This is a genomic window from Marmoricola sp. Leaf446, assembly GCF_001424755.1.
Classification (GTDB): Bacteria; Actinomycetota; Actinomycetes; order Propionibacteriales; family Nocardioidaceae; genus Marmoricola.
The window spans coordinates 1,654,824-1,677,086 of record NZ_LMRF01000001.1 but is presented as its reverse complement, the minus strand read 5'-3'; the positions used below and the strand labels follow the sequence as shown (position 1 = coordinate 1,677,086).

Below are 22,263 nucleotides of genomic sequence, written 5' to 3'. Positions count from 1 at the left end.
CTCAGGCGCTCGGGAGCTCGAGAAACAGCGACAGCGCGGTCTCCTCGGTGGGGCCCACCTCGCGGCGGCCGCCGGCCGTCAGGAAGTACGTCGTCCGGGAGGTGTAGCCGGTCACCGTCTCGTCCGCGATGGGGACCCGCCACGACTTCGTGGGGTCCCCCGGCCGGAACAGCAGCTCCTCGGCCTCGTGCACGTCGCCCGCGTTGTCGTCGTAGCGCAGCGAGACGTTGACCAGCTTGACCTGGGTCCAGTCGACCAGGTCGGGCACCACGTCGACCTCCAGGAAGGCCTCGACGAGCTCACCGACGGTGATCAGGGTGCCCCTGACGTCGGACTCCTCGACGGACTTGCTGCTGCCGTCGGACTTGGTGATCGTGGCGGTGTAGGCCAGCGTGCCGTCGCGCTCGTCGATCGTGGGGAACTTCCACTCCGAGAACGGCATGGCGCTGCTGAGGGCGACGGCCGTCTCCTGCCGGTAGGCGTTGGTCGGCTCGTTCCAGGTCGCCTGGATGCTGATGCTGGAGATCGCGTTCGCCAGGTCACCGAGTGCGCGGAAGGTGATCGTGCGCAGGCCGCGGAACGGGTCGTTGATCGCGATGACCTTGGCGTCCTGGGTCTCCTCGGGCACGGTGATCTCGCGGCCGTCGCCCTTCATCGTGTACGTCGTCTGGTAGGTCACCGGGGCCGTGCGCCGGCCCTGGATCACGTCACGGATCTTGAACTCGCCCTCGGTGGCGGTGAGGTTGAGGAACTTCTCGATCGGTGCGGCACCGTCCCCGGCGTACCGGACCCGCACGTGGGCGCGGGCGACCTGCTCGAAGTTGATGTCGCCGTTGACGACGTCCAGGCCGAGGACACCGAGGTCGTCGACGTTGATGGTCAGCTCGTTGTCGTCGACCTCCTCCTCGGGGCTCTGCAGCACGAACGCGGAGTTGTCGAAGTTCACCTGGTAGGAGCGGACGTACTTGCGGTTGCCCTGGTGGGCCAGGAACTCGATCTTCTGGACCTCGTCGGCCTGGGTGAAGGTCTTCTCGACCGACTTGGCGCCCGGGCCGTGGTCGTAGCGGCACTTCACCTCGACGCTGTGGATCGGGAGGTCGTCGAAGTCGGCGTTGACCCGGACGTTGACCAGGATCGACTTGAGGAACTCGTCGACGCTGATCTTGGAGTAGTAGTCCTCCCACTTCAGTGCGTTGCCGTCGGCGTCCTTCAGGCTGGTGACCGTGGGGAGGGAGCCCTGGGGGTGGACGTCCATGACCACGGCCTTGGCCTCGCGCCACTCGACCGAGACGTTGGCGATCTGGGTCTTGTTGACCGAGCGGCGGATGTCCTCGATGTCCTGGTCCTCGTTGAGGTTCTTGACGTTCGGGTCGACGTCGGTGATGGCCTGCATCAGGTTGCGCTTGACCGCCTCCGCGAGCTGGGTGTTGATCGTGTTGCGGATCGTGGTCTCGAAGTCGGCCTGCTGCTCCGGGGGGATGTTGGGGTCGGCGACGAAGGAGAACTCGGTCTTGGTGACGTCGGACTTGTAGCGGGAGCTGGAGACGACCTCGGTGTAGCTGTCCTCGCTCCAGAAGTTGTCCTCGGTGTTGACGTCCTGGAAGAAGGAGTAGAACTCCGAGGCGTTCCAGGTGCCGGTGGCGTGCATCTCGGGCAGCCGGCAGTAGTAGTCGAGGTCGTAGACGACCTGGATGCCGGAGGAGGTCCCCGTGCTGAGCGTGTCCTTGAAGATGGTGGTCCCCAGCTGGCTGAGCTCCATCAGGAAGCAGGCCACGTTGTTCCCTGCCAACGAGGGGGTTGCGGCACCCGACACCTTCTCGACCACCGTGTCGTTCTGGCTCAGCAGCAGCTTGACCGCGCCGCCCAACCAGGGGACGGGGGCGAGCTGGGCCTTCGGCGGCTGGCCTCCCGGGAACTGCCGTGCGAGTTCGTCGTCGAGCGCTGCCGTGACGGCGTCCAGGGTGGGTTGCGGTATCGCGAGGTCGACGTCGAAGGCGACGAACCCGCCGAAGACGTTGCCGCCCTCCTCGCGCAGGGCGCTGTACTCCACGAAGCGCAGACCCAGCCCGCCGTTCTCCAGCCGCGCCAGCCGTGGGAACCGGGGGAGGATGTAGAACGTCGCCGGGCTGGTGTCGTCACCGTGCACCTGGTGCTCGTTGATGATGCGGACGTTGTCGAGCTTGAGCATGGGCCGTGCCTCCTGTGGAGGGTGGTGTCGTGCGACTCCCGAGGTCGGCGCGGGGTGGGGTCAGGCGGGTGGCCCGGCGTCCCACGACGACGCGTCGCTGGTGACCGTCCAGGCGGTCTCGGGGTGGGCGGCCGTGGTCGCGGCCGTCGTGGACTCCTCGTCGTGGTGTGCGGTCGTGCTGGTGGCCGGCGGCGACCCCGAGGAGGACCGGGTCGTCGTCACCGTGGAGGTGGTGCTGGACGTGGTGCTAGACGTGGTGGTGGAGGAGCTCGTCGTCGAGGTGGTGCCGCCCGACGTCGACGTGGCGGTGCCGCCTCGGCCGAGCAGGGCGTAGGTCACGCGCAGCAGGTCCTGCTCACCGCTGGTGGCGCGGCGTACGGCCTCCAGCTGGTGGGCGTCGAGGGCCACTGAGAAGGTGCACTCCTGCAGGAAGGTGCCCGAGGGACGACCCGCGGCCAGGTCCGTCCACGTGCCGTCGGAGCCCCGCAGCTGCAGCGAGACGCTGCGGGCGGCGACGTCCGCGGGGGCCAGGGTCGGCGCCGGATCGGGACCGCCGAGGCGGGAGGCCAGGGCGTCCCGTGCCTCGGTGAGCTGGTGGTCGCTCGCGAGCAGGGTGGTCGTGACGGCGAGGTGGCCCTGCCCGCCGGCGCTCAGCACCGTGAGCTGCGGCGTTCCCTCCGCGGTGCGCGCGACCCCGGCGGTGAGGGGCGCGAACTCCCACGCGGTCGCGCTCCGTGGGGTCAGCCGCAGACCGGCCGTGTCGAAGGAGGTCATGGTGGGCTCCGGTGGGCGAGTGGCTCCCGCGCCGTCGGACCACGGCGCGTCGGGGAAGCTGAAAAGGTCGAGGAGGACTCCGCCGAGGGGCAGGGACAGCGGCTGCGTCCCACGTCGCGTCGTGTGGTCCACCGCGACGGCCACCAGGGTGGGCGCGGCCGCCGAGGTGGGGAGCGCCAGGTGGGGAACGCTGCCCGCGGCGTCGAGACGTGCCGTCGCCTCGTACGTCGCCCCGTCGGCGCCGTCGGCGGTGAGGGTGACCGCGACCTCGGCGCGGTCGAGCAGCGACGCCGTCGCCTGGACCGGGAGGAACCGCAGCGCCAGGTCGTCGGGGGTCACGACGGGGGAGCTGTCGTCCACGACGGAGCGGGGCGGCCCCTCGACCGGGACCAGGCCGGACGTGGTGGGCAGCAGGCTGGTGGCGCGCAGCGTGTAGGCCAGGGGCTCGGTGGGACCGAGCGCGAGCTCCACCTCGGCCGTCCGTGTCGGGGACGCCCAGACGTCGGCCAGGCGCACCCCGGCCTGGACCGAGAAGGGCCGGTCCGGGGGCCGGGGGGCCGCGAGCAGGTCCACCCCGACGTCGAGCACGCCGACCGGGGAGTCGGGCACGGTGGCACGGACGACGACGCGGTGGCGGCCGTCGGGCAGACCGGTCGCGTCGTGCCGGCGTACGTCGACGGCGGCCGTGCCGGTGGCGGTGCCGTCGATCACGGGGTCGGTGGCGAGGCGGACCGAGCGTGGTGCGAGGAGGGGGCGCGCCAGGTCGAAGGTCGAGGTCGACTCCGCTCCCGGCTGGGGGAACGCCCACGCGCCCGCGGTGCCCGGGTCGGGTGGCGGCACGAAGGTCCCGAGCAGACCCACGATCCGGTCGACCACGGCCCCGGTGAGGGCACGTGCGGCGGCCGCGTCGGTCGCGTCGGACGTGGTCGTGAGCCGGACGGCGGGCGAACCCCCCTCGACGAGCGCGGCGACCTCGTCGCGCGTCAGCACCCCGTCGGGCCGGGCAGCGCGCACGTCGACGAGGAAGCGAGGGACGTCGACCGTCAGGGTGCCCGGCGCACGCTCGGCGACGCCTGGCACCTCGATCCAGACCACGGCCCCCAGGGCCTGCAGGTCGCGCTGCAGGGCGGCCACCAGGATCTCGGCCTCGACCCCGCCCAGGCGGAGCGTGGTGGTGAGGGTGCGGCCGCTGGCGGGCAGGAACTCCTCGGTGGTGAGTCGCTCCTCGGCGAGGTGCAGGTCGGCCGGCGCCGTGAGGGCCACCAGTCCCCGGCCCGACGGCGCGAGCCGCGCACGGAGGTCCCCGACCTCGCCGGGGACGCGGTGGTGGAGCGCGAAGCCGGCGGTCACCAGGCCGAAGGCCACGATGCCCGCGTCGTGCCGGTCCTGGGTGAACAGGTCGACGGTGACCCCGGCGGTGGGCAGCACGGGGGCGGCGGTGACGGCGGCGTACGGGACGAGCACCACGCCGGGCTCCTCGAACGCGGCCCAGCCCGGGGTGTCGCCGACCCGTGTCGGCCGGCCCCAGTCCGGGTGTCCGCGCATGCTCATGACAGGGGCACCGCCAGCAGCCCGCGGTCCGTCGAGCGCCAGGTCTCGTCGCTGACGGGGTCGCCCTGACGGGGGAACAGGGTCTGCCGGAACCGGTAGGTCCCTGCACTGCGGCGGAGCAGGAGGTCCACCAGGGGGACCGGCACCAGGACGTCCACGCTCAGGTGGGTGGCGTCGATGGTGACCGGTTCGGCGTCCTCGAACTCGAGCGCCACGGCGGTCAGGTCGCGGTGCGTGAGGGTGTCCAGGACGGTCATGACGCGTACGCCGCGGGGGAGCCGCGCGACCCGCCGGTCCAGGGTGCGCTCGACGGCACTCTCGGGCGTGACCACCACGCGGGTGGCGGTGAGGTCGAGCGCCGGCGTGGCCGTCGGGTCGTCCGGGCCGGCGCCCGGGGGGTCGTCGGCCCGGAGGACGAGGTCGAGGCCGCCGCCGGGAGCCAGGGTCACCGGCCAGCCCGGGTCGTCGACCGTCGCGCGCACGGCCTCCTCGCCGCGGCTCAGCCAGCCCGAGGCCGACGGGACGACGACGGGGTCGGGCCCGACGTTGCGGAGCGCGACCGTCACGGTCCCGGGTCCACCACGAGCGGTGGTCCAGGTCAGGGCAGGGGTCGCCGGTCGGTCCAGCCGCACCTCCAGGGGGATGGACACCTGCTGGTCGTCGGCCTGCACGGAGACGTGCCCCCGCAGCAGGGCACTGGCGGCGTCGGTGGTGGAGAGCACGGCGTACGCCTCCTGGAGCGCGTCGTAGTCGAAGCTCTCGGCGATCCACCAGCCGTTGACCAGGTCGAGGTCGTCGTCGTCGACCTCGGTGCCGCCGGGCAGCTGCAGGTGGCCGTGGGCGGCGACCAGCATGGGTTCGAGGTGGGGTCGCTCGCGCACCCCCGACCTGATCGGCACGTGCGCGGCGAGCTGCTCGCGGGCGTCCGCGAGCCGTGCCAGCGAGGTCTGGGGCACGGCGTGGGCGCTCATCACGGCGATCGACCGGGTGGGGTCGGCCTCGTCGCGGCCGACGCTGAACACGAGCTCGGGTCCGTGGGGAGGCTGCGCCAGGGTGCCGAGCAGGAACACGTCGGGCAGGTAGAGGAACAGGTCGGGGCGCGCGAGGTCCTGGCAGTAGACGTGCTGCCTCCCACCGGGTCCGTCCCCCGCCCACGGCAGCGTCACGAGCCGGTACTCCGCGGCTGCCTCCGCCGCGCGGCCGCTGGGGAACAGGTAGGGGTGCGTGGCGACGTCGAAGCGCAGGGGGACCGGGTGGGCGAGCGTCGTCGTCGTGGTCGCGAAGAGCTGCGGCGGTGGGGGCGGCACGGACGGGAAGGGTGTCGCGACCACGACGTCGACCTGCTCGCCGAACGGGTCGAACGCCCGGTCGCGCCGCCGGCCGTGCAGGCGCCCGACGTCGCGGACGCGCGTCCGGGGCTGCACCGCCATCAGCTCGGGGCTGGCCTGCAGCCGCATCATCTGCACGTCCGCGAGGGGGCTGGCGAAGCGCAGCAGCTCGACCTGGGGAACCACGGTGTCCACCAGGGGACCCCGGACGAGGGGATCCGGCTCGGGCTCGGGCTCGACCGGGTCCACCGGGGGCTCCACGTGCTCGATCGGCACGAAGATCGGCCCCAGCAGGACGTGCGGGTCGATCACGGGCAGCAGGACCGACACCTCGCGGTTCCCCGGCAGGAACGGTCCCACCATGGGGCCGTCGTCGGCCCGGGGTGCCGGCACCACCGGCGCCGCGACGGTGACCTCGCGCCTGACCTCGACAGAGGCCCGCTCGTCGTCGCTCGTGAACGCCCGTAGCAGGGCGTCGCGCTCCTCGAGGGTCAGCCGCAGGGTCAGCGTCCACCCCCGCTCGTCGGTCTCCAGCCCGCCCACCGGGTAGGTGCGTACGACGCTCGACCCGCTCGTCACCACCATCGTCAGCTGGTGCGGGAGGACGGAGGCCGTCGCGGCCTCGGCCGCGACCTCCTCGGCGGGGTAGGTCTCGAAGCCGAGGCGGACCAGCCACACCCCGTCCACGAGCTCGTGGCCGATCTCGTAGTGGTCGTCCGACGTCGTGCGGAGCCGGTAGCGGGGGAGCCAGGACCGGCGGGTCGGGTCGGCCGCGTCCTCGTAGGTCACCGTGTCGACGAAGCGCCCCGTGGGACTGATCGGCACGGTGACCGACGCACGCTCCACGGGTGCGGGCGGGGCCGTCAGCACCCACGGCCCGAGGTGCTGCAGCACCTCCAGGCCCACGAAGGCGCGCGAGGCGAGGCGTTGCTCACCGGATCGGGCGGCGGTGGTCGCGCCCGACTCGAGCACCCGTGCCCGGGCTGCTCGGCGGCCGCGGTCCAGGTCGCCGAAGACGTCTTCGGCCATGCGGAACCCCCGGGTCCGTAATCAGGCCTCCATGCTAAGACCGGTCCGCGGACAGCGGCCTAGACCGCTGTTGTGCTCTGCGGCGCCAGGGTGATCCTGGGAGGGGCGGTCCTCCGACGCGCCGAGGGAGGACTCCATGACGACACCCGGGGACGAGGACGACGGGGTGGCGCTCTGCCTCTCGGGCGGCGGCTACCGCGCGATGGTGTTCCACCTCGGCGTGCTCTGGAGGCTGAACGACGCGCGCCTGCTCGGTCGGCTGACCACGGTCTCCAGCGTCTCCGGTGGATCGGTCACCGCCGGTGCCCTGGCCGCACGGTGGGGGGACCTCGCGTTCGACGAGACCGGGCACGCGTCGGGTCTCGTCGAGCACGTGGTCGAGCCGGTGCGTCGACTGGCCCGGCAGGACATCGACGTCGCCTCGGTCCTGGGCGGGTCGCTGTCTCCGTGGGACACCGCGCCGGAGCGCGTCGTCGACGCGTACCGACGGCACCTGTTCGGCGACGCGACCCTCCAGGACCTTCCTGACGAGCCGAGGTTCGTGATCAACGCGACCAACGTGGAGTCCGGAGCCCTGATGCGCTTCAGCAAGCGCTACCTCGCCGACTACCGGGTGGGACGGGTGCTCTCGCCGCGGGTCGGCCTGGCTGCCGCCGTCGCGGCCTACTCGGCGTTCCCGCCCTTCCTCTCACCGGCCGTGCTGGACCTGCGGGACGCGGACTGGGTCGACGACGAGGGCAACGACCTGGCCACAGAGGCGTACCGCGGCCGGATCTCGCTGAGCGACGGAGGCGTCTACGACAACCTGGGCCTGGAGGCGGTGAAGCGGCACCACACCGTGCTCGTCAGTGACGCCGGTGGCCGGTTCGCACCCGATGCGACGCCCGCCTCGGACTGGGGCCGGCACCTGGTCAGGGTGCTGGGTGTGATCGACAACCAGGTGCGGTCGCTGCGCAAGCGCGAGGTGATCGAGGCCTACCGCAGCGGCGAGCGGGCGGGGGCGTACGTCGGCATCCGCAGCCGGGTCGCCGACTACCCCGTCAGCGATCCGTTCGAGTGCGACGAGGCGAGGACGGCCGAGCTGGCCGCCGTCCCGACCCGGCTCGACGCCATGGCCGAGGACCGGCAGGAGCTGCTCGTCAACTGGGGCTACGCCATCTGCGACGCCGGCCTCCGCAGCCACATGGCGATCGCTGGACCTCGACCGGAATCGCTGCCGTACCCCGGGCGCCCGCTGTCGCCATGACGGCGTGGCTGCTGAGGTGACGGGATCGGCGGTGCTGGGCCGTACGTCGCGTCGGACCCCTAGCGAGGGTCGGTGCGTCGATTCTTGGTCCAGCCGGTCCAGCCACGCTGCTCGAGGAGGGCGACCAGCTCGCGGGCGATGGGGACCTGGTCGAAGAACATGGAGTCCAAGAGTGCGGCGAGGTCGTCGGGCATGCCGTCGTCGGTGGACGCACCGTGTCCGTCGACGGCGATCGCGTCGAGCTGGGCGTCGAGCTGGGCGACGAGCTGGTCGGCCAGCCCGGGGAGCCGCGGGTCGCCCGGCTGCCAGTCGAGCACGTCGTCGAGGTCGCGGTAGAACGCGGCGATGGACGCGTCGTCGATCTGCGCCTGCTTGCTGGCGATGAAGGCGTCCATGCGTTCGGGGAGCCGGGCGGCGACGACGATCCACGCGTCGCGCTCGCCGCGGACCATGCGTTCGGAGACGCCGAGCTCGCGCAGCCGCCCCAGGTAGGCCACGGCCCCGGGCGGGAGCGCGAGGCTCTCCCCGGCGGCCAGCTGCTTGATCCGTTCCCGGTGCCGCTGGTGCTCGCGGATCTCCGCGCGCAGCCGGCGGTCGACCTCCGCGACCGCCGCGGCGAACGCGTCGTCGTCGGCCGCCAGCAGCTCCTGCACCTGGGCCAGCGGGACGCCGGCGTCGGCCAGGGTGCGGATGCGGATCAACTCCACGACGGCGCCGGCGTCGTAGCGCCGGTAGCCGGAGTGGTCGCGCTCGGGCTCGGGAAGCAACCCGGTGGCGTGGTAGTGCCGCACGGTGCGGATGGTGACCCCGGCGTACGCCGCGAGCTGGCCGATGCTCAGCACGTCGACCTCAGCCGAACCTGCGTCGGTAGGTGCGCATGGCCAGCAGGTAGGCCACCAGCAGCAGCCCCAGGCACCAGGTGACGGCGAGGGTCAGGTCGGACCCGGCGGGCTGCTCGGCGTACAGGCTGCGCATGGCCTCCACGATCGGGGTGACCGGCTGGTGCTCGGCGAACCACCGCACCGGGGTCGGCATGCCGTCCGTCGGGACGAACGCCGAGCTGACGAAGGGCAGGAAGATCAACGGGAACGCGAACCCGCTGACCGCGTCGGCGGAGGTCGCCAGGAGACCGGGGACCAGGGCCAGCCAGGTCAGCGCGAGGGTGAACAGCAGCAGGATGCCGGCGACGGCGAGCCACGCCAGGGGGCCCGCTCCGGAGCGGAACCCCATGACCACGGCCACCAGCACGACGAGCGCCAGAGCGACGGAGGTGGCCACGACCGAGGTGAGCACGTGGCTCCACAGCAGTGCGGAGCGGGCGATCGGCAGGGAGCGGAACCGCTCGAAGATCCCGCCGTCGACGTCCATGAACAGACGGTAGGCGGTGTAGGCGATGCTCGAGGCGACCGTCATGAGCAGGATGCCCGGGAGCAGGTAGTCGACGTACCTTCCGGGTGAGGGGGTCTGGATCGCGCTGCCGAAGACGTAGACGAAGAGCAGCATCATCGCGACCGGGGTCAGGGCGGTGGTGATGATGGTGTCGGGGCTGCGCCGGACGTGGGTGAGGGAGCGTCCTGTGAGCGCTGCGGTGGCGCGGACGAAGGTGGTCACCGTGACTCCTGCGCGCCGGTGAGGCCGAGGAAGACGTCCTCGAGCGAGGGTGGTCGCGGGACCTGCTCGACCGTGGTCGGCGGGGCCAGCGCCTGCACCTCGGCCAGCGTCCCGTCGACGACGACGCGGCCCTCGTGCAGCACGGCGACCCGGTCGGCGAGGCGTTCGGCCTCCTCCAGGTGCTGGGTCGTGAGCAGCACGGTCGTGCCGCCCCGCGCGAGGTCACGGACGGCCGCCCAGACCTCGTGGCGGCCCTGGGGGTCGAGGCCGGTGGTGGGCTCGTCGAGGAACACCACCGGCGGGTCGGCGACGAGACTCATGGCGAGGTCGAGCCGGCGGCGCATCCCCCCGGAGTACGTCGCCGCCCGCCGGCGCCCCGCCTCAGTGAGGGAGAACCGGTCCAGGAGGTCGTCGGCCACCCGGGTGGGAGCCGCGACGCGCCGCAGCCGGGCCACCAGGACCAGGTTCTCGCGGCCGGTGAGGACGTCGTCGACGGCCGCGAACTGACCGGTGAGGCTGATGCGCTCCCGCACCCGACCGGGGGCGGTCACGACGTCGTGGCCGGCGACCGTGGCCGTGCCGCCGTCGGGCTGGAGGAGGGTCGAGAGGATGCGGACAAGGGTCGTCTTGCCTGCCCCGTTGCGTCCCAGGAGCGCGCAGATCGAGCCCGCCGGCACGCTCAGGTCGACGCCTCGCAGGACGGCGAGGTCGGCGTAGGACTTGGTCAGTCCGACGGTCCGGACTGCGGGTGTCGTGGTCATGGCGGCAGTCTGGGACCCTGACGTCGGGTCAAGGTCAAGCGCGGCGCTCATCGGCCGCGGCTGTCCGCGGTGGTGGGTCGTCGCCGGACCCCCTGGGCGGCCCGCCACAGCGGGTGCCCGGGTGCCGCAAGCACTACCTCGGGACCCGGCCGAGCAGCTAGCGCTACCGTCCAGCATGCTCCCGCGCCGGCCCTCCCTGCTGCTGGCCGTCGCCATCGCGCTCGAGGTGACCGGGACGTTGTGCCTGCGGGCGTCCGACGGGTTCGCGCACCCGGCGTGGACGGTGGCGGTCGTGGCGGCGTACGGCACCTCGATGTTCGTCTTCGCGCGGGCCCTGTCCGCGGGGCTGCCGCTGGGCGTGGGGTACTCCACGCTCACCGGGGTGGGGCTCGCGTGCGCCACGCTGGCGAGCCTCGCCCTGTTCCACGAGCCGCTGTCGGGTCCGGGCGTCGTGGGCATGGTGCTGCTCGTCGTCGGCGTGGTGGCCCTGCAGTGGCGCCCAGGTGCGGTGGCCGGGTGAGCGGCGCGTGGGGGTGGCTCGCCCTGGCGGTCGCGACCCAGTGGGCCAGCGTGGTCGCGCTCCGGCTCTCGGGCGGATTCACCCGGGTCGGGTGGACGGCGCTCGCGCTGGCCGCCACGGTGGCCTCGATCGGGTGCGTGTCCGTGGCGCTGGCCCGGGGGATGACGCTGGCGGTGGCGTACGGGCTGTGGACCGGCGCAGGGGTCGCGCTCGCCGTGCTCACGGGTGCCGCGCTGTTCGGGGACCGGATGAACCGGGTGCAGGTCGGCGGGGTGCTCTGCGTCCTCCTCGGGGTGGTGGCGCTCCGGCTGTAGGCGGTGCGTCGACCTCCTGGGGCCAGGCGTCAGGCCGGGTCCGTCGCGGGCCCGGTCATCGCGAGGTAGCCGTAGCGCCGGTCGAGGTCGTTGGCGGGCACGAGCGTCAGCACGCGGGGCCCCAGCCCGGCGTCGACGGCGAGCTGCCAGAAGTCGGGGATCGCGTAGGTGGTCATGTTGGCCAGGTGGCGCACGTAGCCGCGGCGGAACGGTGCCGCGGCGGGGGTCCCGTCGTCGTACTTGAACTGGACCACCGCCATCCCGCCGGGGGCCAGGGCCCGGGCGGCCACCTGCAGGATCCTGGCCCCGTGCTCGGCGCTGGGCACGAGCTCGAGGACGTAGAAGCACAGGAACAGGTCGCACCGCCCGATGCGGTCGAGGGCAGCCTCCGGGTGGTCCACCGGGACCTCGACGCGGACCACGGGGACCTCGCTGACCGCCGCCACCTGGCGGGCGCACTCCTCCAGCGTCCGCGCCGACAGGTCGACGAGCACCAGCTCGCCCGCGTGCGGGGCGACGGCCACGGCGTTGGCGCCGCCGCCGCAGCCCCAGTCCACGACGCGGGGCGAGGACCACGTCCACCCGCAGGCGCGTGCGGCGGTCCGCACGATCTCGAGGTGCTCGGTCCCCACGCGCCGCCACAGGTCCTGGTCGTCGGCGAAGGCGGGGGAGCCGCGGAAGTGGGAGTTGCTGCGCCAGTGATGGTCACGCTCCCGGCTCCAGTACGACGCGGCGTCGGCCGCCCGCCGGGCCGGCGACTGGGCCGGGCCCCAGGTCGCCACGGTCCTGGCCAGCCGGGCGCGACCGACCGACAGGCGGTCTCGGAGGGTGGGCGACGTGGTCGTCATCTGGGGAGCCGATCTGGCGGGGTGGGCCCCACGATCCTGCGCCCCGCCGACCCGGGACGGAAGTCCCCGTCTCGCCCCGGCCCAGGCGGGGTAGCCCGGCTCCGCCTAGCGCGCCCGGGCGCGTGCGGCCAGCTCGGCGAGCGCGAGCGCGATCAGCGGCTGCCGCGAGCTGCCGCGGCGCACCCCGGTGAGGATGTGGCGCGAGGGCGCCGGGGCGCCGCGCAGCGGGATCCGGACCACGGCGTGGTCGGCCGGCAGGTGGGCCAGGCGCGGGACGAGGGAGACCCCGAGCCCGGCGGCGACCAGGGCCGCGCCGGTGTCCCACTCGGTGGCGACGTGGGCGGCGGCAGGGGAGAAGCCGGCCGCGACGCAGGCGGCCTGCAGCAGCTGGTGGTAGGGCCGGCCGGGCCGGTCCATGATCCAGGTCTCCTGCGCCAGGTCGCCGAGGTGGACGGACTCCTCGCCGGCGAGCCGGTGCGTCGTGGCCACGAGCAGGTCGAGGGGGTCCTCGAGCAGGTGGTGCTGCTCGAAGCGCGGGTCGGTGCTGGCCGGGACGCCGGCGGTGGCCACCACCACCGCCACGTCGGCCTCGTCGGCCAGCAGCAGGTCGAAGCACTCCTCGGGGTCGGCCTCGATGATGCGCACCCGGCTGCGGGGGCGGGCGGCGCGGACGGCCAGGGCCACCTGCGGCAGCAGCGACGACGCCGCGGTGGAGAACCCGCACAGCCGGAGCGTGCCGACGCCGCCGGTGTCCGCGGCGCCGACGTCGCCGCGGACCTCCTCCCAGGCCGTGAACAGGTCGTCGGACCGCTCCACCAGGACCCGGGCGGCCGGGGTGAGCCGGATCCGGCGCCCGTCCTGGACCACGAGCTCCACCCCGAGGTCGCGGCTCAGCGACCGCAGCTGCTGGGAGACCGCCGAGGGGGTGTAGTGCAGCGCCTCCGCGGCGCCGGTGACGGTGCCGCAGGCGGCTACCATCCGGAGCACCTGCAGCCGGCGATCGATCATGCAGGGATTGTGCACGAACCGGTGCAGTTTCCCGGCCTGGTCGCCGACCCCGGTCGGCTCGCAGACTGGCAGCGTGCCGTCCCACGACCCGCTGCTCCAGCCGTTCCGGCTCAAGCACGTGACGCTGCGCAACCGCGTGGTCAGCACCTCCCACGAACCGGCGTACGCCGAGGACGGGATGCCCAAGGACCGCTACCGCCTCTACCACCACGAGAAGGCCGTCGGCGGGGTCGGCCTGACCATGATCGGTGGGTCGGCGGTGGTCTCGCCGGACAGCCCGCCGGCGTTCGGCAACCTGCTGCTCTACCGCGACGAGATCGTGCCGTGGCTGCGGCGCCTCGCCGACGACGTCCACGAGGCCGGTGCCGCCGTGATGTGCCAGGTCACCCACCTGGGTCGGCGCACCAGCAACTTCACGGGGGACTGGCTGCCCCTGGTCCACCCCTCGCCGCTGCGCGAGCCCGCCCACCGCAGCGTCCCCAAGGTCGCCGAGGCGTGGGACCTCGACCGGATCGTCGCCGACTACGCGAGCGCCGCGCAGCGCTGCCGGGACGCGGGGCTCGACGGCATCGAGCTGCAGTCCTACGGCCACCTCTTCGACGCCTTCCACTCGCCGGCCACCAACCGTGACCAGGACCCGTTCGGCGGTGGCTTCGAGGAGCGGACGGCATTCCCGCGGCGCGTCGTGCAGGCCGTGCGCGCGGCGGTCGGGCCGGACTTCGTGGTCGGGCTGCGGATGTCGATGGACGAGGACTCGGCCGACGGGCTCGGGCGCGAGGAGGCGCTCCGCGCCCTGGGCCTGTACGTCGGCGACGGCGTCGACTTCCTCAGCGTGATCCGCGGGAGCATCGGCAGCGACGCGACCCTGGCCCGGGTGATCCCCTCGATGGGCACCCCGAGCGCCCCCTTCCTCGACTTCGCCGGCGAGATCCGCCGGGCCACCAGCGTCCCGGTGATGCACGCCTCGCGGATCTCCGACGTCGCCACCGCCCGCCACGCGATCCGCGAGGGGCTGCTCGACCTGGTGGGCATGACCCGCCCGCAGATGGCCGACCCCCACCTGGTCGCCAAGGTCGCGGCCGGCGAGGAGGACCGGATCCGGCCCTGCGTCGGCGCCAACTACTGCCTGGACGCGATCTACCGGTCCGGCGAGGCCACGTGCATCCACAACGCGGCCACCGGACGGGAGCAGACGCTGCTGCACGTGCAGCCGGCGGCGCCCCGGCGTCGGCGGGCGGTCGTGGTCGGCGCCGGTCCGGCCGGGCTCGAGGCGGCGCGCGTGCTGGGCGAGCGGGGCCACCAGGTGGTGCTGCTGGAGGCCGCGGACCACCCGGGCGGGCAGGTGCGGCTCGCCTCGGCCTCGGTCCGACGGCGCGACCTGATCGGCATCGTGGACTGGCGCGTCTCCGAGGCCAAGCACCACGGCGTCGACCTGCGCTGCGGCACCTGGGCCGACGTCGCGACGGTCCTGGCCGAGGAGCCGGACGTCGTCGTGGTGGCCACCGGCGGCCTGCCCGACCCGACGTTCGGCGGCGAGGGCGAGCACCTCGTCCTGGACACCTGGGACGTGATGTCCGGCGCGGTCCACCCGCAGGGCCGGGTGCTGGTCTACGACGACCACGGCGCCGAGCCGGCCCTCGACGCGACCGAGCTGCTGGCGGCGCGGGGTGCCCTCGTCGAGCTGGTCACGCCCGAGCGGATGCTGGCCCCCGACGTCGGCAGCATGAACTCCCCGGCCTACCTCCGGGCCTTCGCCGAGCACGACGTCACCCTCACCCTCGCGCGCCGGCTGGTCGGCGTACGACGGGAGGGGGGCGGGCTCGTCGCGCGGCTCGGCAGCGGCTACACCGACCTCGTCGTAGAGCGCCACGTCGACCACGTCGTCGTCGAGCACGGCACGCTGCCCAACGACGAGCTCTACCACGAGCTGGTGCCGCTCTCGAGCAACCGCGGGGCCGTCGACCACCCCGCCCTGCTGGGCGTGCGCCCGCAGCCGGTCGCGCCCGACGCGGCCGGCACCTTCCAGCTGTTCCGCATCGGTGACGCCGTCACCAGCCGCAACATCCACGCCGCGGTCTACGACGCGCTGCGGCTCTGCTCGGCCGTCTGAGACCCACCGAGAGGAGCACCCGATGACCACGACCGCACCGAGCACGAGGCCCGACCAGGTCGACCGGATCAGCCAGGTCGACCTGGCCGCTCTGGTGGCCCGTCGCGAGCCCGGCCGGCCGCTCGAGTCGCCGTTCTACACCAGCCCCGACGTCTTCGCCGCCGACGTCGCGGGCGTGCTTGCCCATACCTGGCTGTTCGTGGCCACGGAGGCCGAGCTGCGGGAGCCCGGCGACTTCCTCACCGTCGAGGTGGGCACCTGGTCGGTGATCCTGGTCCGCGACGACGACGAGGTGGTGCGGGCCTTCCACAACGTCTGCCGCCACCGCGGCGCGCGCATCCTGGCCGAGCGCGCGGGCTCGGTCGGCAACATCGTGTGCGGCTACCACCGCTGGACCTATGCCGCCGACGGCTCCCTGCTGCACGCGGGCGACCAGCCGGCCGGCTTCGACAAGAGCTGCTTCGGGCTCCGGCCGGTCCACCTCCGGGTCGTCGCCGGGCTGGTGTTCGTCTGCCTCGCCCCGGAGGCGCCGGCCGACTTCGAGGAGGTCGCCGCCGTGGTCGCGCCGTACCTCCTGCCGCACCAGCTCCACCGCACCAAGGTCGCCGCCCAGGTCGACCTGGTCGAGGAGGCCAACTGGAAGCTGGTGATGGAGAACAACCGCGAGTGCTACCACTGCGAGGGCGGGCACCCCGAGCTGATCTGCACCTTCTTCCCCACCTACGGGTACGCCGAGGACGCGATCCCCGCCCGGCTGCGACCCGCCCACGAGCGCTACCTCCGCGCCGAGGCCGAGCTCGAGCGGGCCTGCGAGGAGCGCGGGATGCCCTACCGCGCGGTCGAGGACCTCCAGGACCGCGTCTCGGCCTTCCGGGTGCAGCGCGAGGCGCTCGACGGCGCCGGCGAGTCCTACACCCTCGACGGACGCTCGGCGAGCGGCCGCCTGCTCGGCGACCTCGACAGCCCGCGACTGGGGCGGCTCTCGCTGCACACCCAGCCCAACGCGTGGTTCCACTTCCTCGCCGACCACGCCGTGACCTTCAGCGTGCTGCCGCTCTCGGCCGAACGGACGTTGGTGCGGACCACCTGGCTGGTGCACGAGGACGCCGAGGAGGGCGTCGACTACGACGTCGACCACCTCACCCACGTGTGGCGCGAGACCAACGAGCAGGACAGCGTCTTCTGCGCCCGTGCCCAGCAGGGCGTCAGCAGCCCGGCCTACCTCCCCGGCCCGTACGCCGCCAGCGAGTACCAGGTCGACGCGTTCACCACCTGGTACCTCGACCGCGTGAAGGAGCACCTGGCCCGATGACCGCCACCATCGCCCGTCCCGAGACCGGGTCCGGCCTCGCCGGCTCCCTGCTGTGCACCGGCGTCGTCGACGTCACCCACGACGTCCGCAGCTTCGTGCTGCGGCCCGCCGTGCCCGCGGCGTACGACTTCGAGCCGGGCCAGCACCTCACGCTGACCGTGCCGGTGGCCGGGGAGCCGGTCAGCCGCTGCTACACGATCTCCTCCAGCCCGCGGCGCCCCGAGGAGCTCACGATCACCGTCAAGCGGGTGCCGGGCGGGCCGGTGTCGAACTGGCTGCACGACCACCTGCGGGCGGGCGACACCGTGGTCGCCGACGGGCCGCTGGGGAGCTTCAGCACCACCCACCACCCCGCCGCGCGCTACCTGTTCCTCTCGGCGGGGAGCGGCATCACGCCGCTGATGTCGATGCTGCGCACCGTCCACGAGGACCGGGCGGACGTCGACGTCGTCCTCGTCCACCACGCGCGGACCCCGGCCGACATCGTCTTCCGCGACGAGCTGCGCACCATCGAGGCCGAGCACCCCTCGGTCCGGGTCGTCGTGGTGTGCGAGACCGACGCCGCGGACGAGACGTGGACCGGTCCGCGCGGCCGCGTCACCCTGCAGCAGCTGCGCGACGCGGCCCCCGACCTCGCCGAGCGCGAGGTCTTCACCTGCGGCCCGGCGCCCTACATGGCGGCCGTGCGCGACCTGCTCGCCGAGGCCGGCGCCGCGCCCGAGCGGTGCCACGAGGAGTCCTTCTCCCTGGCCGGCCCCGAGGCGCCGTCGACCGTCGTCGGGGCCGGCACCGGCACGTCGTACGCCGTGAAGCTGCGCCGCAGCGGGCGGTCCTTCCGGTGCGCCGAGGACACCCCGGTGCTCATGGCCGCCGCGGCCGCCGGCATCACGCTGCCGTCCTCGTGCCAGGAGGGGGTCTGCGGCACCTGCAAGACCCTGGTGCTGGCCGGACGCGTCGAGATGGAGCACCAGGGCGGCATCCGGCCGCGCGAGGTCGCCCAGGGTCAGGCCCTGCTGTGCTGCTCGACGCCCTGCGAGGACCTCGTCCTGGACGCCTGAGACCCGCGCTCCGCGCTGCGCCAGCCGGGTGCGCGTAGGCTCGGAGCAGTACCGAGGGTTCCCGATCCGGGTCCCTCGGGACGGATCGCAGGGCCTCGTCCGCGAACGCCTCTCTGTGTCCCCGCCCCTTCGTGAGGCACGACGATCAGAGACGGGGTCCCTCGTGGACACCACCATGGCCCGCGCCATCGCTCACGCCGCCCAGCAGATGCACCGTCCGGCCACGGTCGACGACACCCTCGAGGTGATCGTGCGCAGCGCCGTCGAGGCGCTTCCCACCTTCGACCACATCGGGGTCTCCACCGTGGAGAAGGACGGGCGGATCGTCACGCGCGCCTCCACGAGCGCACTGGTGCTCGAGCTCGACGACCTGCAGTACTCGCTGGCCGAGGGCCCGTGCGTGGCGAGCATGGACGGCGACGACGTCGTCCCCGCGCCGCGCATCGCCGGCGACGAGCGCTGGCCCCACTACCTGCCCGGAGCGCTGGCGCTCGGGCTGCGCTCGCAGCTGGGGGTGCGGCTCCACCTCGACGACCACGGCACCATCGGGGGCCTCAACCTCTACTCCACCACCAGCGACGACATCAGCGAGGAGGACGTCGCCGTCGCGGCCTTCTTCGCCACCCACGCCGCGCTGGCCCTGGGCACGGCGCGCCACGTCGAGTCGCTCAACCAGGCCGTGGCGACCCGACAGCTGATCGGGCAGGCCATCGGCATCCTGATGGAGCGCTACGTGCTCTCCGAGCAGGCGGCGCAGGCCTTCTTGTGGCGGACGTCGTCGCACGGCAACACCAAGGTCCGCGCGGTCGCGGCCGACCTGGTCGACGACGCCGACCGTCGGGCGAGGTCGGCGTGAACCCCACCGGAGCGCCCGGTCGCCGTGGTGTGGGGACGGGGCTCGACCAGCCCGGCGAGCAGCTCCTGACCCCCGGCGCGGTGGCCGACCTGCTCCACGTCGACCGCAGGACCGTCGCCCGGTGGGTGCGGGCCGTCAAGCTCGCCTCGATCCGTACGCCGGGCGGGCACCACCGGTTCCGCAGCTCCGACGTCGTGGCGATCCGAGCCGGTGCCTACGAGCGCCTCGACCACGCCCGGGAGGAGCACGCCGCGACCTCGGTCCCTCGGGCCTCCGCCGAGTCGCTGGCCGCGGCCGTCGTGGCCGAGGCCGTGGCTGTCGCCCTCGAGGTCGAGGCCCACGACGCCGCCCTCGCCGTCGAGCAGCTTCGGGCCGAGGCGCTCGACGCCGCCGAGCGGGCGGCCTCCGCCGCCGCGAAGGCCGCCGGGGCCCGGGCGTTCGCCGCCGAGACGGCGGCCCGGACCCTCGCCCGCGACGCGGCCCGCACCGCCACCCGGGTCAGGGTCCGGGCCGACGTCGCCGCCTCGCAGGTCGCGGCCGCGGCCGGGGCGGCCCTCGACGCCCGGGTCGCCGCCGGCGAGGACGTCGACGGGGAGCGGCTGGCGGCCCTCGCCGCACAGGCGCGGAGCGCGGCCGACACGACGACCCGCGACGTGGCGCGCGCCGCGGTGGTGGTGGCGGCCGCGGTGGCCGACGCCGCGGCCCGCACGGCGCGCACGACGGCGGCCGCGGAGGTGCTCTACGCCGACGAGGTGGCCCGCGCGGCCCGTGAGCTGCTCCTCACCGCGAGCGTCGCCGCCGACCGCACCAGGCGAGGCACCGAGTCACGCGCCGCGGGGGTGGCCCTGGCTGCGCGGGGGGCGGCCGCGGCGCTGCAGGCCGAGCCTCCGCGCCCGACCGGGCGCGACGGCCTCTCACCTCACGAGGTCGGCCCGGGGTCAGGGACTCGACCGTGACCGCGGCGCTGACGGACGACCTGGGGGAGGGCACGCTCGTGCTGTGCCACGTCTCCCACGTCTACGGGACCGGGTGCTCGCTCCACTTCACCGTCGCGGCGCGCCAGGGCGAGGACCCGCCGGGTCGGTGGTTCGCCGCCGAGGCCGCGGCCAGCGACGCGGTGCTCGCGGCGGGCGGCACCATCACCCACCACCACGCCGTGGGCACCGACCACTGCGCCTGGCTGGCCGGCGAGGTCGAGCAGCGGGCCGGTGCACGGCCTCACGGCCCCGGGCCGCTCGCGCCCGCCAGCCACCGCAGCACCGCCAGCACCCGCTGGTTGTCGTCCTCACCCACGTCGAAGGCGAGCTTGGCGAAGATCGAGCGCAGGTGCGCGTCGACGGTGCGGCGCGAGATCACCAGGTCGGCGGCGATGCCGGGGTTGCTCCGACCCGAGGCGAGCCGGCCGAGGACCTCGCGCTCGCGCTCGGTGAGCGCGTCGAGCCGGTGGTCCTCGCGGCGGACGCCGTCCCCCACGGCGTCGTCGATGACGGTGCCCCCGGCGGCCACCGCCTCGAGCTGGGCGACGAACGTGTCGGTGTCGAGGACCCGGTCCTTGAGCAGGTAGCCGAACGCGTCGGCCCGACCGTCCGCGAGCCGCGCGGCGGTGGGGGCGTCGACACCCTGGGTCAGCACCACCACCGCGAGACCGGGGACGCGCTGCCGCAGGAGGAGCGCGGCGCGCGCCCCGTCGTCGGTGTTGTCCGGGGGCATCCGGACGTCGGTGAGCACCAGGTCGGGTCTCCCCGCGTTCACCGCGGCGACGAGCTGCCGTGCGTCGCCGACCGCGGCCACGACGCGGTGCCCGGCACCCTCCACCAGCCGCACGAGGCCGTCGCGCAGCAGCACCTGGTCCTCGGCGATCACGACGCGCACGGGACCACGGCCTCCACCGCCGTGCCCGGACCGGCGTCCCGGACGACGAGCACGCCGCCCACCGCTGCCACGCGCTCGGCGAGACCGCGCAGTCCTCGGCCCAGACGTGGGTCTGCGCCCCCGCAGCCGTCGTCGCGGACGAGGACCTCCACGCGGTGGTCGTCGCGCACCCGCACCCGCACCTCGACCCGGTGCGCGGTGGCGTGCTTGACGGCGTTGGTCACCGCCTCCGCGACCACGAAGTACGCCGCCGCCTCGGCGACCGCCCCGAAGCGGGCCGTCGGCAGCTCGAGGCCCACCAGCGGGTGCAGGGGGCGCAGCAGCTCGGCGAGGGCGGGAGCCAGTCCGTCGCGGACGAGCACGTCGGGCAGCCGGCCGCCGCCCAGAGCCCGGACGTCCTCCACCGCCGCGCGGAGCGTGGTGACCGCCTCCTCGGCGAGCAGGGCCGCCGCGGGGTCCCCGAGGTCCCGGGCGCCCAGCTGGAGCTGGAGCGCCAGTCCGAGCAGGCGGCCCTGGATCCCGTCGTGCAGGTCGTTGCTGAGCCTGGTCCGCTCGCGCTGCGCGGCGGACTCGGCCCGGAGCGACGCCTGCTCGACCCGCGCCTCGAGCAGCGCGGGCTCGACCTGCACGTCGACGTCGCCGAGCTCTCGGAGCCGATGCGCCGCGGCCGGGTCGGCGGTGATGGCGACGACCGTGGGCGACCCGGTCGCGGAACGCGCGACGACGACGTCGTGGCGCCCCGGGTCCGGCGTCGGGCCGGACCCGTCGGGGTCGTAGCCCAGCTCGAGGTCACCGTCGCCCACCACGCGGCGGAGCACGTGGAGCAGGGCCAGCCGCTGCCCTCCCGCGCCGACGGGCCCCAGCCGGGCGAGCTCGTGGCGCACCTCGCTCGCCGGGTCCACGACACGCAGCGTCCAGCGGTGCAGCCACCACCAGGGCAGCACCGTCGCGAGTGCCACCACCATCCCCACCATCACCGCCGGGCCGGGAGCCGCCTCCGCGGCCGCCGTGCCCAGCGTGGCCAGCGCGCCGACCACGAGGCTCAGCGCCGCGAGCAGCGCGTGCATGGTCGCGACGACGGTCGAGGTGTGCAGCACCGGTGAGCCCTGCGGTGCCCCTGCGCCCAGCGACAGCAGCCCGCACGACAGCGTTCCCACCGAGAACCCCAGCATGAGCAGCGTGACGCCGTCGGTCCCGCCCACGGTGGTGGCGACCAGCCCGAGCAGGACGCACCCGGTGATGACGACGACCGGGACCAGCGAGGCGAGGGCAGCCACCAGCGCGCGGCGGCGTACCTCCCCGCTGGTGCCGCGGACGCCGGCCCAGGTGCCGACCGGCGCGATCGCGAACGAGCCGAACCACGACACCGAGGCGACCAGCAGGAGCAGCTCCGAGCCGGGGACCGCGAGCGAGACGGCGGTGACCGCCGCCCCGACGCCCGCGACGACCAGCACGGCCCGTTCCCACCGACGGTGCGTGCGCCCCACGGCGTGGGCTCCGGCCAGGAGGGGAGCCAGCTGCACGAGGGTCAGCGGCACGACGTGCCAGGCGTTCGCGAGCACCCGGGTGGCGGAGCCGCCCACCTCGGCTGCAGCCACGGCGAGGACCGTGGGGTAGGCGAGCACGGACGCACCCAGGGCGCCGACCGCCCACGCGTGCCGGGCCGACGCGTCGGCGGACGCCCGCGCCACCGACCCCAGGAGCAGGGCCCCCGCGAGCGCCATCACCGCCCGGGTGGTCACGTCCAGCCGGAGCTCGGTGTCGCGCCACGGCAGACCGAGGCTGAGCGCGAAGCCCACCAGCCCGGCTGCCGCGACCAGCAGCCAGACCAGCGGCGGGAACCCCCGTGTGCGGCGCACCCCTTCATCGTCGGTCAG

General features: G+C 74.2%; 18 protein-coding genes and 1 pseudogene. 9 read left to right on the top strand and 10 right to left on the bottom strand.

Going from position 1 to position 22,263, the window contains the following annotated elements:
* Window position 1 precedes the first annotated feature (1 nt).
* Genes ASG49_RS07970 through ASG49_RS19070 form a run of 3 tightly spaced genes read right to left on the bottom strand, consistent with a single transcriptional unit; the run spans window position 2 to window position 6,870 of the window.
* Entirely contained in the window at window positions 2-2,188 is a 2,187-nt protein-coding gene (locus tag ASG49_RS07970; protein WP_056539300.1) for a hypothetical protein, read from the bottom strand.
* A gap of 60 nt (window positions 2,189-2,248) precedes the next feature.
* Window positions 2,249-4,513, bottom strand: a complete 2,265-nt coding sequence (locus ASG49_RS07965; RefSeq protein WP_156384213.1) for a hypothetical protein — start codon at window positions 4,511-4,513, stop codon at window positions 2,249-2,251.
* Complete coding sequence (locus ASG49_RS19070) at window positions 4,510-6,870, bottom strand: hypothetical protein (protein ID WP_056539294.1); 2,361 nt, start codon at window positions 6,868-6,870, stop codon at window positions 4,510-4,512. The genes ASG49_RS07965 and ASG49_RS19070 overlap by 4 nt, the downstream gene beginning before the upstream one ends.
* A gap of 136 nt (window positions 6,871-7,006) precedes the next feature.
* Here ASG49_RS19070 and ASG49_RS07955 point away from each other — a divergent pair, with 136 nt between their 5' ends.
* Window positions 7,007-8,116, top strand: a complete 1,110-nt coding sequence (locus ASG49_RS07955) for a patatin-like phospholipase family protein (protein WP_056539292.1) — start codon at window positions 7,007-7,009, stop codon at window positions 8,114-8,116.
* A 59-nt stretch (window positions 8,117-8,175) separates the two neighbouring features.
* On the opposite strand, the gene ASG49_RS07950 is transcribed toward ASG49_RS07955, so the two are convergent.
* The 3 genes from ASG49_RS07950 to ASG49_RS07940 are packed head-to-tail and all read right to left on the bottom strand — an operon-like array spanning window position 8,176 to window position 10,488.
* Window positions 8,176-8,958: a MerR family transcriptional regulator gene (locus ASG49_RS07950; protein WP_056539289.1), complete on the bottom strand. Its 783-nt coding sequence runs from the start codon at window positions 8,956-8,958 to the stop codon at window positions 8,176-8,178.
* Between the two features lie 7 nt (window positions 8,959-8,965).
* The gene (locus ASG49_RS07945) at window positions 8,966-9,727 is read right to left on the bottom strand and encodes an ABC transporter permease (protein ID WP_056539286.1); all 762 of its coding nucleotides are present in this window, start codon (window positions 9,725-9,727) and stop codon (window positions 8,966-8,968) included.
* Window positions 9,724-10,488 carry an ABC transporter ATP-binding protein gene (locus tag ASG49_RS07940; RefSeq protein WP_056539283.1) on the bottom strand — a complete coding sequence of 255 codons (765 nt, stop codon included), beginning with the start codon at window positions 10,486-10,488 and terminating at the stop codon, window positions 9,724-9,726. The genes ASG49_RS07945 and ASG49_RS07940 overlap by 4 nt, the downstream gene beginning before the upstream one ends.
* Window positions 10,489-10,663: 175 nt before the next feature.
* On the opposite strand from ASG49_RS07940, the gene ASG49_RS07935 reads away from it, so the two are divergent.
* Together ASG49_RS07935 and ASG49_RS07930 are read left to right on the top strand one after the other, a co-directional pair.
* Complete coding sequence (locus ASG49_RS07935; RefSeq protein WP_056539280.1) at window positions 10,664-11,008, top strand: multidrug efflux SMR transporter; 345 nt, start codon at window positions 10,664-10,666, stop codon at window positions 11,006-11,008.
* Window positions 11,005-11,322 (top strand): multidrug efflux SMR transporter, encoded by a 318-nt coding sequence (locus tag ASG49_RS07930; RefSeq protein WP_056539277.1) that lies wholly within the window; start codon window positions 11,005-11,007, stop codon window positions 11,320-11,322. Before ASG49_RS07935 ends, ASG49_RS07930 begins: the two co-directional genes overlap by 4 nt.
* A 29-nt stretch (window positions 11,323-11,351) precedes the next feature.
* Here ASG49_RS07930 and ASG49_RS07925 read toward each other — a convergent pair whose 3' ends face one another.
* Both ASG49_RS07925 and ASG49_RS07920 read right to left on the bottom strand, forming a co-directional pair.
* On the bottom strand, window positions 11,352-12,170 hold the full coding sequence (locus ASG49_RS07925; RefSeq protein WP_056539274.1) for a bifunctional 2-polyprenyl-6-hydroxyphenol methylase/3-demethylubiquinol 3-O-methyltransferase UbiG: 819 nt from the start codon (window positions 12,168-12,170) through the stop codon (window positions 11,352-11,354).
* Between the two features lie 105 nt (window positions 12,171-12,275).
* Window positions 12,276-13,178, bottom strand: coding sequence for a LysR family transcriptional regulator (locus ASG49_RS07920; protein WP_056539271.1), 903 nt, complete (start codon window positions 13,176-13,178; stop codon window positions 12,276-12,278).
* Window positions 13,179-13,251: 73 nt separating this feature from the next.
* Here ASG49_RS07920 and ASG49_RS07915 point away from each other — a divergent pair, with 73 nt between their 5' ends.
* From ASG49_RS07915 to ASG49_RS19285, 6 genes and pseudogenes are all read left to right on the top strand, one after another.
* A complete protein-coding gene (locus tag ASG49_RS07915; protein WP_056539268.1) occupies window positions 13,252-15,288 on the top strand; it encodes an FAD-dependent oxidoreductase in 2,037 nt (678 codons plus the stop codon).
* Window positions 15,289-15,310: 22 nt separating this feature from the next.
* The gene (locus tag ASG49_RS07910) at window positions 15,311-16,600 is read left to right on the top strand and encodes an SRPBCC family protein (protein ID WP_056539265.1); all 1,290 of its coding nucleotides are present in this window, start codon (window positions 15,311-15,313) and stop codon (window positions 16,598-16,600) included.
* A complete protein-coding gene (locus ASG49_RS07905; protein ID WP_056539260.1) occupies window positions 16,597-17,658 on the top strand; it encodes a hybrid-cluster NAD(P)-dependent oxidoreductase in 1,062 nt (353 codons plus the stop codon). The genes ASG49_RS07910 and ASG49_RS07905 overlap by 4 nt, the downstream gene beginning before the upstream one ends.
* A gap of 163 nt (window positions 17,659-17,821) precedes the next feature.
* Window positions 17,822-18,514, top strand: coding sequence for an ANTAR domain-containing protein (locus ASG49_RS07900; protein ID WP_082533853.1), 693 nt, complete (start codon window positions 17,822-17,824; stop codon window positions 18,512-18,514).
* The gene (locus ASG49_RS19470; protein WP_255355099.1) at window positions 18,511-19,470 is read left to right on the top strand and encodes a helix-turn-helix domain-containing protein; all 960 of its coding nucleotides are present in this window, start codon (window positions 18,511-18,513) and stop codon (window positions 19,468-19,470) included. The genes ASG49_RS07900 and ASG49_RS19470 overlap by 4 nt, the downstream gene beginning before the upstream one ends.
* Window positions 19,467-19,652, top strand: a pseudogene (locus tag ASG49_RS19285) (FAD-binding oxidoreductase); the annotation flags it as partial. The gene ASG49_RS19470 and the pseudogene ASG49_RS19285, both read left to right, overlap by 4 nt.
* Before the next feature lie 80 nt (window positions 19,653-19,732).
* Here ASG49_RS19285 and ASG49_RS07890 read toward each other — a convergent pair.
* Together ASG49_RS07890 and ASG49_RS07885 are read right to left on the bottom strand one after the other, a co-directional pair.
* On the bottom strand, window positions 19,733-20,386 hold the full coding sequence (locus ASG49_RS07890) for a response regulator transcription factor (protein ID WP_056539258.1): 654 nt from the start codon (window positions 20,384-20,386) through the stop codon (window positions 19,733-19,735).
* Entirely contained in the window at window positions 20,374-22,245 is a 1,872-nt protein-coding gene (locus tag ASG49_RS07885; protein WP_056539255.1) for a sensor histidine kinase, read from the bottom strand. Before ASG49_RS07885 ends, ASG49_RS07890 begins: the two co-directional genes overlap by 13 nt.
* Window positions 22,246-22,263 lie beyond the last annotated feature (18 nt).